This window comes from Gemmata algarum (genome assembly GCF_034097035.1).
In the GTDB taxonomy this organism is placed as follows: domain Bacteria; phylum Planctomycetota; class Planctomycetia; order Gemmatales; family Gemmataceae; genus Gemmata; species Gemmata algarum.
The window spans coordinates 23,196-38,795 of sequence record NZ_JAXBLV010000144.1 but is presented as its reverse complement, the minus strand read 5'-3'; the positions used below and the strand labels follow the sequence as shown (position 1 = coordinate 38,795).

General features: G+C 70.1%; 8 protein-coding genes. 4 read left to right on the top strand and 4 right to left on the bottom strand.

Going from position 1 to position 15,600, the window contains the following annotated elements; all coding sequences use genetic code 11:
• Positions 1–18: 18 nt before the first annotated feature.
• From R5W23_RS11950 to R5W23_RS11935, 4 genes are all read right to left on the bottom strand, one after another.
• Entirely contained in the window at positions 19–723 is a 705-nt protein-coding gene (locus R5W23_RS11950) for a hypothetical protein (protein WP_320686514.1), read from the bottom strand.
• 82 nt (positions 724–805) lie between these two features.
• Positions 806–2,971, bottom strand: a complete 2,166-nt coding sequence (locus R5W23_RS11945) for a prolyl oligopeptidase family serine peptidase (RefSeq protein ID WP_320686513.1) — start codon at positions 2,969–2,971, stop codon at positions 806–808.
• A gap of 768 nt (positions 2,972–3,739) precedes the next feature.
• Entirely contained in the window at positions 3,740–4,168 is a 429-nt protein-coding gene (locus tag R5W23_RS11940; protein ID WP_320686512.1) for a response regulator, read from the bottom strand.
• A 156-nt stretch (positions 4,169–4,324) separates the two neighbouring features.
• Positions 4,325–6,295: a protein kinase domain-containing protein gene (locus R5W23_RS11935; RefSeq protein ID WP_320686511.1), complete on the bottom strand. Its 1,971-nt coding sequence runs from the start codon at positions 6,293–6,295 to the stop codon at positions 4,325–4,327.
• Positions 6,296–6,644: 349 nt separating this feature from the next.
• Here R5W23_RS11935 and R5W23_RS11930 point away from each other — a divergent pair, with 349 nt between their 5' ends.
• From R5W23_RS11930 to R5W23_RS11915, 4 genes are all read left to right on the top strand, one after another.
• Positions 6,645–9,287 carry a serine/threonine-protein kinase gene (locus R5W23_RS11930; RefSeq protein WP_320686510.1) on the top strand — a complete coding sequence of 881 codons (2,643 nt, stop codon included), beginning with the start codon at positions 6,645–6,647 and terminating at the stop codon, positions 9,285–9,287.
• Between the two features lie 227 nt (positions 9,288–9,514).
• Positions 9,515–11,749 carry a glycogen debranching protein GlgX gene (gene glgX / locus R5W23_RS11925; protein WP_261185877.1) on the top strand — a complete coding sequence of 745 codons (2,235 nt, stop codon included), beginning with the start codon at positions 9,515–9,517 and terminating at the stop codon, positions 11,747–11,749.
• A gap of 86 nt (positions 11,750–11,835) precedes the next feature.
• Positions 11,836–12,303 carry a RidA family protein gene (locus R5W23_RS11920; protein WP_261185876.1) on the top strand — a complete coding sequence of 156 codons (468 nt, stop codon included), beginning with the start codon at positions 11,836–11,838 and terminating at the stop codon, positions 12,301–12,303.
• A 457-nt stretch (positions 12,304–12,760) separates the two neighbouring features.
• On the top strand, positions 12,761–15,463 hold the full coding sequence (locus tag R5W23_RS11915; protein ID WP_320686509.1) for a PSD1 and planctomycete cytochrome C domain-containing protein: 2,703 nt from the start codon (positions 12,761–12,763) through the stop codon (positions 15,461–15,463).
• The last annotated feature ends 137 nt before the right edge of the window (positions 15,464–15,600 follow it).

The following is a 15,600-nucleotide window of genomic DNA, read 5'->3' as shown; positions in this document are numbered from 1 at the left end:
TCCGACGCGAGTGTACCGCTAGTGCTTGCCGAGTACGAGGTCAACGACCCAACACCCGCGCACGTGAACTTGCTCTGGGTTGCGGCAGTGGCTCAGGATGTCGTCGGAGTCGCAGCCCGCGTCCTGAAGCGCGTCGGCGAGGATCGGCATGGCGCCGAAGTCGCGCGCGTCGTACATCTGGTGAGCGAGGGCAGTCGCGGTAGCCGTGCGCCACTCGGGCGCGAAGGTTACGGGGCGGAACGGATTCCCGAAGATGTCGCGGATGAGATCGCACATCGCACGGTATTCACGCAACTCAATCGTGGAGGCAAGATCACCATCGTCTGGAGCCTCGGCCTTCTTTGCGGCATGTGCGGCGTAATTTGAAACCAACCAAGGGACTTCCGTGCCGTCCGCGCTGGTTTCGATTTTCCTTAAGGCGGTGATTGCGACGGCTTCGGCCGCGTACCGGTCGGCACCTTCCATATCTCGCCGGGCGTCGCTGAGCAACGCGACGTGCTCGGCGCGGGCCGCCGCGAGTGGTTCTGGCTCGACAAGTTCGTCAGCGAATCGGTCGACGAGTTCCAGCAGTTCGCGGCTCCCGGGGAAGGCCAACAAGTGCCAGATGCGATAGCAGTAGCCGCATGACAGTAGCCGAAGCTTCCGAGGGTGGGCTTTCAAGTCATACACGTAAATAGTGAGTTCGCCCGGGTCACTGCTGGTCAACCATTCGCTCTCTGTCATCGCATTCCCTACGGCACGAGAGCACATCAAACACCCGCGGCCGAGGTGGTTCCCGGCCGCGGCGTCACTCACCCTCGCGTTCTCACTTCTCGATCGTCGGCTTGAAGTCGAGCGTCTTCACCAGGAACGCCCACTGGTCGGCCACTTCCTCAATGATCTTCGTCGTCGGCTTGCCGGCCCCGTGGCCCGCCTTCGTCTCGATGCGGATCAGCGTCGGGTTCGGCCCCGAGTTGTTCGCCTGGAGCGCCGCCGCGAACTTGAAGCTGTGCCCCGGCACCACGCGGTCGTCGGTGTCGGCGGTGGTCACCAGCGTCGCCGGGTACGCCTTCGGGCCGTTCTTCAGCAGCACGTGGTACGGGCTGAACTTGTACAACTCGTTGAACTCCGCGCTGTTGTCCGACGAGCCGTAGTCGTCCACCCAGAACCGCCCGGCGGTGAACTTCTGGAACCGGAGCATGTCCATCACGCCCACGGCCGGCAGGCCCGCGCCGAAGAGGTCCGGGCGCTGCGTCAGGCACGCGCCCACGAGCAGCCCGCCGTTGCTCCCGCCCTGGATCGCGAGCTTCTTGGGGGAGGTGTATTTCTCGTTAACGAGGTACTCGCCCGCCGCGATGAAGTCGTCGAACACGTTCTGCTTCTGGAGCTTCGTGCCGGCCCGGTGCCACTCGTCCCCGTACTCGCCGCCGCCGCGCAGGTTCGCCACCGCGAACACCCCGCCCATCTCCATCCACTGGAGCCGCGACACCGAGAACCCCGGGGTCAGCGAGATGTTGAACCCGCCGTACCCGTACAGCAGCGTCGGGTTGGTGCCGTCGAGCTTGACGCCCTTCTTGTGCGCGATGAACATCGGCACCTTCGTGCCGTCCTTGCTCGCGTAGAAGACCTGCTTCACCTCGTACTGCGTCGGGTCGAACTTCACCTTCGCCTGGCGGATCAGCTTGCTCGCGCCGGTCGCGATGTCGTAGTGGTACACGCTCGGCGGGGTGGCGAAGCTGCTGAACGTGTAGAAGGTCTCCTTGTCCTCGCGCTTGCCGCCGAACCCGCCCGCGGTGCCGATCCCGGGCAGGTCCACCTCGCGGACGAACTTGCCGTCCACCTCGTGGACCTTCACCAGCGTCTTCGCGTCCTTCAGGTAGCTACAGATGAACCGGTTGCCGACCAGGTCGGCGCTGTCGAGCGGCTCTTTGGCCTCGGCGATCACCGTCTTCCAGTTCTTCTTGTCCGGGTTCTTCGTGTCGATCGCGACGATCTGGTACTTCGGCGCCTGGTAGTCGGTCTTGAAGTAGAACACCCCGCCGTTGTTACCCAGGAAGTCGAATTTGTTCTCGTGGTGGTCGATCAGCTCCACGATCTTGCCGTCGGCGGCTTCGAGGGACTGGTACGCGATCCGGGCCTTGCGGCTGGTGGTCCCGTCGCCGATCGAGATGATGAGGTACTTGCCGTCCTCGCTCACCCCGCCGCCGACGGTCCACTTGGGGTTGTCCTTGCGCTCGTAAACGAGCTTGTCCGCGCTCTGCGGCGTGCCGAGCGCGTGGTAGTACAGCTTCTGGTCCACGTTCAGGTTCTGGAACGCGGCGCCCGCCTGCGGCTCGGGGAACCGGCTGTAGTAGAACCCCTTGCCGTCCTTCGTCCACGAGGTGCTGCTGAACTTCACCCACTTCAGCTCGTCGGGTAGCGTCTTGCCGGTCGCCACGTCGAACACCTTCCAGGTGTTCCAGTCGCTACCGGACTGCGCGGTGCCGTAGGCGATCAGCTTGGCGTCGTCGCTGACCTCCAGTCCCGACAGCGCGAGGGTGCCGTCCTTGGTCCAGGCGTTCGGGTCGATGAGGAGCTTGGCCTCGGCGTCGAGCGCGTCCTGAACGAACAGCACGTTCTGGTTCTGGAGCCCGTCGTTCTTGAAGAAGAAGTACCGGCCGCCGACCTTGAACGGGGCGCTGATCTTCTCGTAGTTGTAGATCTCGGTGATCCGCTTCTTGATCGCCTCGCGCTCCGGGATGCTCTCCAGGAACGCGGCGGTCACCTTGTTCTCGGCCTCGACCCACGCGGCCACGTCCTTCGACTCGCGCACGTCGTCTTCGAGCCAGCGGTACGGGTCCGCGACCTTCGTTCCGTGGTACTCATCGACCACGGTGCCCTTTTTCGTTTCGGGGTACGTCAACTTCTTCGGCTCCTCGGCGTGTGTCGGAATCGTCAGAACCGCGGCGAGACCGGCCACGGTCGCGGTCATCGCCCAGCGCGGAAGACGCATAGATGTTGCTCCGGAACGGCGTCGGGAAAGGAGAGGCGTCTGAGCCCGCAATTATATGCCGGCGGTGCGGCCAAGGCCGGTACGGGGAAATCGCCTCCCCCGTGCCGCGGCCAGCGGGGTACGCGGCGCGTCTTTTGGGTATCGCGGGGCACTTCCGGAAGTCCGCACAGTGTTGTAATGGGCCATACGAGTTCGGTTTCCGCTCCCGAGCGGAAACCGCTCGGCGAGGCGATCTGGATGCAAGGCGTTATTGGTCATCATGTTGCACCTCTTTTCCGGGATGATGCCGGGCCTCGATCGAGCCCGCTCGGGGGCTCGTCACGGGCGATTTTCGGGGTAGCAGTGAGCCCGCGAAACGCCAGTCCGTCGGTAGCGAATGTCCATTCGGTGCCCCATCGGTGGAGCCAGTGCGGTACGGACCCATCGTTCACATTGCCCCCCACTGCTCTCACTCGTCACACGGGCGCACGCGGCCGGTTCGGCCCAGGCGGCGCCGAACCGCAATCTCCGTTCGCCGACATCCAGACGCGCTATCCGGCTGATGTCAGCGGAAGGTTGGGCGCAACGGCCGAATCGCAAGAACGCCTGCCGAAGGGGCGCGGTTCTCTGAATAGTGGGGATGTGGCGGTTGGTGGACTTGTCTGGATTTGCGCGTGTGGCTTGCCACGTGTGATCGGCTGTTTGCTCAGCGCTGGGGCCGTTGCGGATCGATTCGCCTCGTGACCCGGCCGCGCCGGTCGGTTCCGGCCCGTCGCGGCCGGGGCCGCGTCAGGCGGCCTCGTCGGTCGTCAGGGTGGCGCGGACGCGCTCGATCAACTGGACCAACGAAAACGGTTTTTCGAGCAGGACGGTGCCGGGCGGCAGGGGGCACGGTGCCAGCCCGGGGCTGCCCGGGAACGCGGACATGAACAGCACCGGCAGCTCGGGCCGGGCGGCGCGCACCCGGGCGGCCAGCTCGACGCCGGTCGCCAGCGGCATCACCACGTCCGTCAGCAGCATGTCGAACGCCAGCGGGTCGGCGTCGAACAGGTCCCCGGCGGCGCGGCCGTTCGGGGCCGTGCTGACCCGAAAGTTGGCCTGCTCGAGCACGATGCGGACGAACTCGCGGACGGCGTCGTCGTCCTCGGCGACGAGGATCGCGCGCCGGTGCGCGGGGGGCGGTTGGGCCGACCGGTAGAGGGTTTCGTGCGACATCATGCACCCGAACCGTGTTGCGCGCCGGGCGCCCGGGGGTTACGAGTCGAGACGTGCGGCTCGATAAATATCGTATGAGAGAGCGGCATTGTTCAGCAACACGATTTTCGCACGATCGTTCCGCGCCCGCCCCGCGCGGGGCGGACCAGCGGGGCGGCGCTAGCAGTACTCGCCGAGTATCGCGGCCACGCTCGCGGCGTCGGGGTACCGGGCCGCCGGGTCCTTGCGCAACAGCCGCAGGATCACCTCCTCGAACCAGTCCGGCACGGCGGCCCGCACCTTGCTGGGCGGGAGCGGCTCGTTGGCGCACACGGCGTTGAACACCGCCGCCACCGTCTGGCCGGGGAACGGCACCTTCCCGGTCACCATGTGATACATGACCCCGCCCAGCCCGAACAGATCGGACCGGTAATCCGCCTCCTCCCCCTGGATCGTTTCCGGGGCCATGAAGAACGGGGTGCCGATCAGCGCGCCGTCGGCGGTCATCTTGGCGTCGTCGGCGATCCGGGCGAGGCCGAAGTCGGTGATCTTGGCGCGCCCGGTCTCGTCCTCCAGCAGGATGTTGGCGGGCTTGATGTCGCGGTGGATGACGCCCTTGGCGTGGGCCGCCGCCAGCCCGGACGCGACCTGCCGGGCCACGTTCACCGCCAGCAGCACGGGCAGCGGGCCGTGCTGCTCGACCCGCGCCTCGAGGCAGCTGCCCCGCACGTACTCCATCGCCAGGTAGGTGACCCCGGCCGCCTCGCGCACCGCGTAGATGCCGACCGCGTTCTCGTGCTGGATCGAGGCCGCGACCCGGGCCTCGCGGGCGAACCGGGCGCGGGCGCTGGCGCTGGCGGTCAGCTCCGGGGCCAGCACCTTGACCGCCACGTACCGGTGCAGGCTCGGCTCGAACGCCTTGAACACCACCCCCATCGCCCCGCGCCCGAGCAGGCTGCGGAGCTCGTACCCGCCGAGCCGGCACCCGCACTCGGGCAGCTGCTTGGCGAACTCGGGCCGGAAGTCGGGGAGCCCCTTCACGTCGCAGTGGGTGGGCGGGGCCGTCGAGTCGTCCGGCAGGGGCTGGGTCCGGGCCGTGGACCGGCTCGCCGGGGGCGCCGGGGTGCGCTGGGACGCGCCCGGCCCGCCCATCCGGGTGCGGCTGGTCTCGACCGTCAGGTTCACCAGCTCTTGCGCGCCGGCCGCGAGCACGGTCGCGTAGTCCGGGCACTGGCCGATGTCCTGGTTCAGCACCGAGGCGAACGCCTCGATCTTGGGGGCCACGCTCTGGAGGAACGCGACCAGGGCGGTGCGGGGCAGGTGGAACCGCTCCTTGGCGGTCACCATCACCCGCGCCAGCAGGTCCGGGTTCTGGGCCACCCGGTCGAGCTGGACCATGTAGTTGGCGAACCGGAGCAGTTCGGCGCGGTTCTGCTGGACCTTCGACGCGGCGGTCGCCAGCTCGGGCTGGTGGTGGTAGCGGATCGGCTCCACGATGTCGGCCGGGAGCTTCCACTGCTGGAGGATCTCGGCGGTCACGTCGGCGTGGTCGATGCCGAACGAGGCGATCTCGGCCCCGCACGGGTCCTCGACCAGCGCGTCGCCGTAGTACGCGACGTGCCGCACCCAGGCGTCCGGGAACATCTGCCGCAGGAGCAACTCGCCGAGGTCGCGGAGCAGGCCCGCGACCAGGTCGTCGTCCGGGCTCGACCGGCGGGTGAGGACGGCCAGCTCGCGCGCGATGATGGCCCCGCCGACCGACGACATCCAGTAGTCGCGGGTCATCTGGTCGGCCCCGCGGCCCACCTTCACGGCGGGCAGCGACAGCCCGAGCGCCAGCGACCGCACGGTGTTCAGGCCGAGCACGTGGACCGCGCGGGCGACCGACGCGATCGGCTGCTTCAGCCCGTAGATGCACGAGTTCACGGCCCGCAGGAGCTTCCCGCACAGGGCCGAATCGAGGGCCAGGAGGGCGACGATCTCGGACGGCTCGCAGTCCGCTTTGGAGGCCGCGTTCACCACCTGGAGCGCGACCGCCGGCGCGGTGGGCAGCCGGGTCGGGTCGAGGATGGCGGCGAGCACCTCGTTCCGGCCGGCGCGGTGGCGCGGCGGTAGCGGGTGGAGCGGAGGCGTGGAAATAGTGGCCGACACCGGACCATCCTTGTGAGGTTGCGCCCGCGACTACGCTGCGGAAGGAAGGATAGCACCGAAGCGTGCGTCACGAACGCGGGCCGGTCAAGCGCGCGGCGGCCCGGCGCGGCCCCGGGCGCCTCGCGCCGGCCCCGAGTTCGGGCGCGGCCGAACGGATTCGCGCGGGCTCAGAACGGTTCCGGGCGCGCGGCCGCTCACCGGCCGCGGGCGCCGCGCGAAACCGCGAGCCGTTTTCGCCCGCTGTGAGAACGGTTGGCTCCGGCGTGAACCGCGGCGCGAACCGCGCCGGCCGGGCCTTTCGTAACGCCCGCCGTGCGTGTAAATTCAATCCCTATCCAGGGAGCCGCTCATGCCCGACCCGAACGAGCCGTCGCTGATCGTCGACCCGCGGCTGGGGAGCCTGCTGGTCTCCAGCCCGGATCATCTGAGCGGGGCGGCCGGGCCGGTCCCGTGCGGCGGCGCCGCCGCGCCCGCCTTCCGCCCGCCGGCGGCGGCCGGCGAGGTCGGAACGCTCGGCCACTACCGCATCGTCCGCGAGCTGGGGCGGGGCGGCATGGGCGCGGTCTACCTGGCCGTGGACACGCGCCTGGACCGGCCGTTGGCGCTCAAGGTGATGCTCCCCGCGTTCGCCGCCGACGGCGAGGCGAAAGAGCGGTTCCTCCGCGAGGCGAAGGCCGCCGCCCGGATCAGCCACGACCACGTGGTCACCGTGTTCGAGGCGGACGAGCGGGACGGCATCGCGTACATCGCGATGCAACTGCTCCAGGGGTACCCGCTGGACGCCTTCGTTCAGAAAAAGGGCAGCCCGTCGCTGCGCCACGCCGTGCGGGTCGCCTGGGAGGCGGCCCTCGGTCTGGCCGCGGCGCACAAGCTCGGGATCGTACACCGCGACGTCAAGCCGGCGAACCTGTGGCTGGAGGCGCCCCGCGGCCGGGTGAAGCTGCTCGACTTCGGCCTGGCCTGGGCGGCCGACGCGGACACGGAACTCACCAAAAGCGGCGCGGTGCTCGGCACCCCGGCGTTCATGGCGCCGGAGCAAGCGCTGGGCGAGAAGGTGGACCACCGGGCCGACCTCTTCTCGCTGGGGGCGGTCCTCTACTCGCTCGTCACGGGACAGCTCCCGTTTCCGGGGGTAGGCGTGGGGGCCGTACTCACGGCCCTGACCACCGCGGAGCCGAAACCGGTCCGTGCCCTCAACCCCAACGTCCCGAAGCCGCTGGCGGAGCTGATCCACCAGCTCCTCACCAAAGATCCGGCCGGGCGCCCGCAGACCGCCGCGGCCGTCGCCAACCGCCTGCACGAGATCGCGGAACAGTCCGCGAACCTTTTCGAGGCCGTTTCGGCCGGCGCTCCCGGGCTGCTGATCGATCCCGCCGACCCGTGGGCGCCCCGGGCCGCGCCGGGCGACGCCGAACCGGGCGGGGCCGGCGGGCTCCGCTCGATGCCGCTCGTCGTCGTCGCGCCCGCGGCGCCCGAGGGGGTGCGGGAGCAGGACCGGCCGACCGAGCCCGGCCCCCTGCACACGGTCCTTTCGTCCGGCATCGTCTGGGACGAGCGGCCGGCCGCGCGCGGGCGGAAGGGCGAGGCCGAAGGCCCCGACCGGCGGCGGCGGAAACGGCCGCGGGAGGACGACAACGAGGACGGTTTCGAGCCCGAAAGCTCCGGCCGCCCGCGCCGCAAGCGCCTGCAATGGGCGGACCACGAGCGCGGGGCGGAACGGCGCCCCCGCCCGTTGCAAGAACGGGAGCCCAAGGGGTCGATCGGGGCCGCCCCCATCCTCATCGGCGTGGGCACCGCGGCCCTGATCGCCCTCGTCGCGGGCGTGGCGCTGGTCGTGGCCAACGGGAAGTCGAGCGTGACGCCCCCGGGACCGCCCGAGACCGCCAACGGCAGCGCGATTCCCCACAACATTTGGCCGGGCCTCGGCGGCCCGGTCGCGCCCGCCGCCCCGGGCGCAAAACCGAGCAGCGTGCCTGTTCCGGTGCCGCCCGCGATCGTCCCGCGCGGCCCGGAGCCGACGATCCTCGGTTCGATCCCGCACGACCCGAAGTTCAAGACGGTCGGGCCGCCGGGCGCGGTCCTGATCGGTCTGGTGGCCCGGTTCGAGAAGTACGGCCCGACCGACATCGTGCGGGCGGTCCGCCCGATCTACCGGGTGAACGGGCGGGACGCGCTCGGCACGCAGTTCGGCGCCGACCTGTCCGGCGCGGTGGTCATGAAGGCGCGGGACGGGTACGCCGTCGGCGGGATCACCGGCAAGGCCGGGCCGTGGTGCAACGGGTTCTCGCTGACGTACATGCGGGTCAAGCCGGACGGGAGCCTCGACACCGGCGACAGCTACGAGGGCGGGTGGGGCGGGTCCGATCCGCCGGGCGGCGCGATCCGGGTCGTCAGCGACGGCCGGCCGGCGGTGGGGGTGGTCGGCAAGATCGCCGGCCCGAACGCCACCGCCCTCGGGCTGCTCTTCAAGGGCCAAGAGGGGTGGAACCCGGAGGCGGGCGGCTCCGTTCCGCCCCGGCCGCCGGCCAAGGAAACGATCGTCGGCAACGCCAGCGACCCGCTGTTCCGAGACGAGGCCCCGCCGGGCGGCCTGCTCGTGGGGCTCGACGTGTGGTACGGCACGTTCACGACCTACGACGTGATCGACGGGGTCCGGCCGATCTTCCGGACCGCGGGCCGGGAAACGCTCGGCCAGCTCCACGGCCGGGAAACGGCCCGCGGGGTGCGGGTGCTCGCCAAGCCGGACTACGCGGTCGGGGCGCTCGACGTGAAGGCCGGGCTGGGGCTCGACTCCGTCACCGTGACGTTCATGAAGGTGAGGGGCGGGGGGCTCGACCCGGCCGACGCCTACGCGAGCGCGCGGCTCGGCGGGCCGGGCGGGGGCAGCCACCCGCTGCTCGGCGGCGACGGCACCCCGGTGACGGGGATCATCGGCCGCAAGAACGGCGCCAAGCCCAGCGGGCTGGGGCTGGCGTTCTCAACCACCAAGTAGCCGCCGCGCGACGGAACGCCCGAGCGGCGTTTGAGGCCGGCGCGTCTCGCTCGCGCCCGCCCGGCCCCACAGCCGGGCGCCCCGCCCGTTCGTCCCCGCGCTCGGTTTGAAGCCGGAACGCGATTCGCTTTCGCGCGGGGGCTGTTGTAGGGTTACGGGTTCTTGCCTCACGCACGGAGAGCCGTACCGGTAACCCCGTCGCGCCCACCCTGTCCGAGGTCCGCCGAATGATGCCGTTCCGCACCAGCCGCGGGCGCCCGCTGCCGCTCGGCCCGACGCTCACCCCCGACGGCGCGAACTTCGCCCTGCTGTGCCGGCACGGGCAGCGGGTGACGCTGGTGATCCTCCCGGCCGAGGGCGGCAGCGCCCCGCTGGCGGAGCTGCCGCTGGACGCGCGCCTGAACCGCACCGGGGACCACTGGCACATCCGCGTCCACGACCTGCCGGAGGCGTTCTGCTACGGGTGGAGGGTAGACGGCCCGCGCGGCCCGCGGACCCGGTTCGACCCGAACCGGCTCCTGCTCGACCCGGCCTGCGCGATGCTGTCCGAGGGCGCCGTGTGGGCCGGGACGTGCGAAACGGACCCGCAGCGCACCTCGCGCCGCAGCCTGTTCCGCCGCGGCACGCGGTACAACTGGGAGGAGGACGTGCCGCCGCTGATCGAGTACGAGGACTCGATCATCTACGAGGTCCACGTGCGCGGGTTCACGTGCCACCCGTCGAGCGGCGTGCAGTTCCCGGGGACGTTCAAGGGCTTGGTGGAGAAGATCCCGTACCTGAAGTGGCTCGGGGTCACCGCGGTCGAGCTCATGCCCGTGTTCGAGTGGGACGAGTGCGACTGCCCGTTCTTCAACCCCGACACCGGCGAGAAGCTGGTCAACTTCTGGGGCTACAACCCGGTCGCGCTGGCCGCCCCGAAGGCCGCGTTCGCGGCCACCGCGAACCGGTTCGGCCAGACGCACGAGTTCCGCGACATGGTGAAGGCCATGCACGCGGCCGGCATCGAGGTGATCCTGGACGTGGTGTTCAACCACACCGGCGAGGGCAACGACCAGGGCCGCACCTACTCGTTCCGCGGGCTCGACAACGAGCTGTACTACCTGCTCGACCCGCAGGGCCGGTACCTGAACTACTCGGGGTGCGGCAACACGGTGAACTGCAACCACCCGGTGGTGCGCGACCTCATCATGACGTGCCTGCGGTACTGGGCCGCGGACATGCACGTGGACGGGTTCCGGTTCGACCTGGCCTCCATCCTGGGGCGGGACCGGAGCGGGAACGTGATGGTGGAGCCGCCGGTGATCGAGAGCATCACGGAGGACGGGGTGCTCGCGGACACCAAGCTGATCGCCGAGCCGTGGGACGCCGGCGGGCTGTACCAGGTGGGGCGGTTCCCGTTCGGGCGCCGGTGGAGCGAGTGGAACGGCAAGTACCGGGACGACGTGCGCCGGTTCTGGAAGGGCGACTACGGGCTGGCGCCGGCGATGGCCGAGCGCGTGTGCGGGAGCGCGGACCTGTACCAGTGGAGCGGGCGGCTGCCGCGGCACTCGGTGAACTTCGTCACCGCCCACGACGGGTTCACGCTGAACGACCTCGTGAGCTACAACGAGAAGCACAACCACGCGAACGGCGAGGGGAACCGCGACGGCGAGAGCCACAACAGCTCGTGGAACTGCGGCGCCGAGGGGCCGACCGACGACCCCGAGGTCCTCGCGCTGCGCCGGCGCCAGGCGCGGAACATGATGACGACCCTGATGCTGAGCCAGGGCGTGCCGATGCTCCTCGCGGGCGACGAGTTCCTGCGCACCCAGCAGGGGAACAACAACGCGTGGTGCCAGGACAATGAAATCTCCTGGGTCGACTGGGGCCTCGCGGAGGAGAACAAGGACTTCCTGCGGTTCGTGCGCGAGCTGATCCACCTGCGCAAGCGGCACCCCGTGTTGCGGCGGCGGCGGTTCTTCGTGGGCGAGCTCCTGCGCGGCGAGCCCGCGGGGCTGGCGGGCGCGGAGGCGTTCCCGCCGGGCGGCCCGGTGCGCCCGGGCGACGCCGGCTTGTCCCCCGGCGAGGCGGGGGAGTTCGCACGCGCCACCCGCCCCGCGGGGGCCGGCGGCACCCCGCTCCTGGCGGACATCCACTGGCACGGGACCGAGCCGTACCAGCCGGACTGGGGCGGCACGGCGCGCACGCTCGCGTTCGCGCTCGACGGCCGGTTCACGGGGCGCGAGCACGACCGCGACTACCACATCGACAACGACTTCTACGTCGCGCTGAACGCCTGGAGCGAGCCGCTCGCGTTCCGCATCCCCCCGGCCCCGACGCGGCGCCGCTGGCGCCGGCTGGTCGACACCGCGCGGCCCGCGCCCGAGGACATCATTGAAACGGAGAAGGGGCCGCCGGTCGCGGACGGGAGCGCGTACACACTGGCGCCGTTCAGCGCGCTGGTGCTGATTTCGGAGGGGTGAGGCCGCCGTCTTCGCGCCCGCTTTCTTGCCTGACGCCCCCGCGGCGGTTATCACAACGCCAACCCGTTCACCCAGGAGCTCTGCCGATGTCCAGCCCCGAGAAGCGCGTTCAGGAACTGCACCTCACGCTCCCCCCGGCGCCGAAGCCGGTCGCGGTGTACAAGCCCGCGGTGAAGGTGGGGAACCTGCTGTACGTGAGCGGGCACGGGCCGCTGAAGGAAGACAAAACGCTCATCCTCGGCCGGGTCGGCGACACGCTCACGCTGGAGCAGGGCAAGGAGGCGGCCCGCCAGACCGGGCTCGCGATCCTGTCCACCCTCAAGGACCACCTCGGCTCGCTCGACAAGGTGAAGCGGCTCGTCAAGGCGTTCGGGATGGTGAACTGCACCGCCGAGTTCGTCGATCAGCCGAAGGTGATTAACGGGTTCTCGGAGCTGATGAAGGACGTGTTCGGCGAGGACGCCGGCGTCGGCGCCCGCAGCGCGGTCGGTCACAACTCGCTGCCCGGCGGCATGGCGGTCGAGATCGAGTGCATCTTCGAGATCGAAGGCTGAGGACTTCGGTCCGACTCCAGCAGTTTCCGGTTGGTGTAGCAGACCCATCCGCATGCCTTTCAGTGTGGTCCGCTCACTCCGTGAGCGGTCGCTCCGGGTATCGGATGCGCGTGGCGCAACGACGGGGTCTGCAAGCCCGGGCCGCGAATCGGACGCGCGGGCCGACCGCTCACGGAGTGAGCGGACCACACTCCCAATCGAAAGGATAAACAGGACGAAGACAGATTGATCTGGAATCCTGTTTATCCTGTCGATCCTGTCAGAAAATTCTGGGCTCCTTTCGCCGGTCGCAACCGCGCGCGACAATTCCGACCGCTCCGGCCGCTGACGGACGAGCGGTTCCCCACGTTCGGGGCAGATTTCGGGTCGCTTGGCAGGGAGTCCCGGGGTAAACTGGTATAGTTAGTCAGACCCGCCGCCGGTTTCCCACCCCGCAGACGAATCCGAGGCCAAACGGATGCGCTGGTTCCTCGCGCTGTGCGCTGCTTCGTGCGTCGTCGTTTCCGCCCGAGCCGCCGACCCTGCCAAACCGACCGCGGCCCAGCTCGAGTACTTCGAGGCGAAGGTTCGGCCGGTTCTGGCCGACCACTGCTACTCGTGCCACGGGCCGAAGAAGCAGAGCGCCGGGCTGCGCCTCGACACTTCGACCGGCATCAAGGCGGGCGCCGACGACGGCCCCGTGGTCGTCCCCGGCGACCCGGCGAAGAGCCGGCTCATCAAGTCGGTGAAGCGCGAGAACGAACTCGCCATGCCGCCGAAGAGCCCGCTCCCGGCGGAGGCGGTCGCGGTTCTCGTCGAGTGGGTCAAGAGCGGCGCGGCCCTCCCGGCCGAAACGGCGCAGGGGCCGGCGGTCGATCCGAAGAAGCATTGGGCGTTCCAGCCGGTGCGGGCGCCGCTGGTGCCCGCGGCGCCGAACCCGAAGGGCGAGAGCCGGAACGAGATCGACGCCTTCGTCGGGGCCAAACTGGCCGAAAAGGGGCTGGCGCTCGCGCCCCGCGCCGACAGGCGGGCGCTGGTCCGCCGCGCGTACTTCGACCTGACCGGTCTGCCGCCGACGGCCGAGGAAGTCGAGGCGTTCGTGAAGGACGCCGCGCCCGACGCCTGGGCGCGGCTGGTTGATAAGTTGCTCGCGTCGCCCCGCTACGGCGAGCGCTGGGGCCGGTACTGGCTCGACGTGGCCCGGTACGCGGACTCGAAGGGGTACGACCTGACGCGCGAGCGGGCGTTCCCGTTCTCGTACACGTACCGCGACTACGTCGTCCGCTCGTTCAACGAGGACAAGCCCTACGACCGGTTCGTGACCGAGCAGCTCGCCGCCGACCTGCTGCCGCTCGGCGCGGACAAGCGCCCGCTGGCCGCGCTCGGGTTCCTCACCCTCGGGCGGCGGTTCCTCAACAACCAGCAGGACATCATCGACGACCGCATCGACGTGGTGACCCGGGGCTTCATGGGCCTCACGGTCACCTGCGCGCGGTGCCACGACCACAAGTACGACCCGATCCCGGCGAAGGACTACTACTCGCTGTACGGCGTGTTCGCGAGCACCAACGAGCCCGCGGAGCTGCCCCTGATCGGGGACATGCCGCGGACGCCCGAGGTGATCGCGTTCGAGAAGGAGGTTGAGACCCGCGAGGCCGCGATCGTCGCCGAACGCGACAAGCGGCACGCGGCGACGGTCGCCAAGCTCCGCGAGCCGGCGGCGGTGGCCGAGTACCTCCTCGCCGTCCTCGACACCCGCGACGCGCGCGGCGAGGAGGTGCAGAACCTGTTGCGGCAGCGCGACCTCACCCGGCTCGTTTACGACCGCTGGCGCGAGTTCGTCGCGGCCGAGGTGAAGGCGAAGTCGGCGGTGTTCGTGCCGCTCCAGGCGCTCGCGGCGGTGCCCGAGAAGGACTTCGAGGCCAAGGCGCTCGCGGCCCTGCCGCAGAGCACGAACCCGCTCGTCGCGAAGGCGCTGACCGACGCCAAGCCCAAAACGCTGAAGGCGGCGGTGGACGTGTTCGCCAAGGCGCTGTGCGCGGCCCCGCCGGCCGGGACGCCGTCGAAGGAGCAGGCCGAGGTCGCCAGGGCCCTGGCGAAGGGCGGGCCGACGGACATCGCCCTGGCCGACGCCGAGAAGATTCAGAACCGCGCCGACCGCGACGCCATCGCCGCGATCCGCAAGAAGGTCGATACGTTCAAGGCGGCGAGCCCGCACGCCCCGCCGCGGGCGCACGTGCTGGCCGACAACGCGCAGCCCACGCAGCCGGTGGTGTTCCTGCGCGGCAACCCGGGCAACCGCGGGCCGCAGGTGCCCCGTCAGGCCCCGGAGATCGTCACCCCGAACCGCAAGCCCTTCACCCAGGGGAGCGGCCGGCTCGAACTGGCGCGGGCGATCACCAGCCCCGAGAACCCGCTCACGGCGCGCGTGATGGTGAACCGCGTATGGCTGGGGCACTTCGGGCACGGGCTGCTGCGCACGCCGTCGGACTTCGGGGTCCGGTCCGACCCGCCGTCGCACCCGGAGCTGCTCGATTACCTCGCGAGCACGTTCGTGCGCGAGGGCTGGAGCGTCAAGCGGCTGCACCGCGCGATCATGCTGTCGGCCACCTACCAGCAGTCGAGCGCCGTCACGCCCGAGATGTACAAGCTCGACCCCGAAAACCGGCTGCTCGCGCACCAGAACCGCCGCCGGCTCGACTTCGAGGCGCTGCGGGATTCCCTCCTCTCCGCCTCCGGGCGGCTCGACCTGACCGAGGGCGGCAAGCCGGTGGACCTGTTCAAGGCGCCGTTCTCCGCGCGGCGCACGGTGTACGGGCTGATCGACCGCACCAGCCTGCCGGGCACGTTCAAGGTGTTCGACGTGGCGAACCCGGACACGCACAGCCCGCAGCGGTTCCAGACCACTGTTCCGCAGCAGGCGCTGTTCCTGATGAACAGCCCGTTCGTGCAGGAACAGGCGAAATCGCTCGCGGCGCGGAAAGAAGTGGCCGCCGCCAAGACCGCCGCCGCGAAGGTGACGGCGCTGTACCGGCTCGCCCTGAGCCGCAACCCGACGGCGGACGAGTTGGCCCTCGCGACCCGCTTCGTGGCCGGCGACGACCCCAAGAGCGCGTTCGGCGCGTGGCCGCAGCTCGCGCAGGTGCTGCTGCTCAGCAACGAGTTCGCGTTCGTGGATTGATTCAAACGCGGAACGCGGAATTCGGAGTGCGGAACGAAAGGCCGCCGCCGTGGTACCGCAACGCCTCCACAACCGGTGATCTATCATGGGCTTGAATCCCGCGCTCCGAATTCCGAATGCTGCCTTGTCCCGCCGCG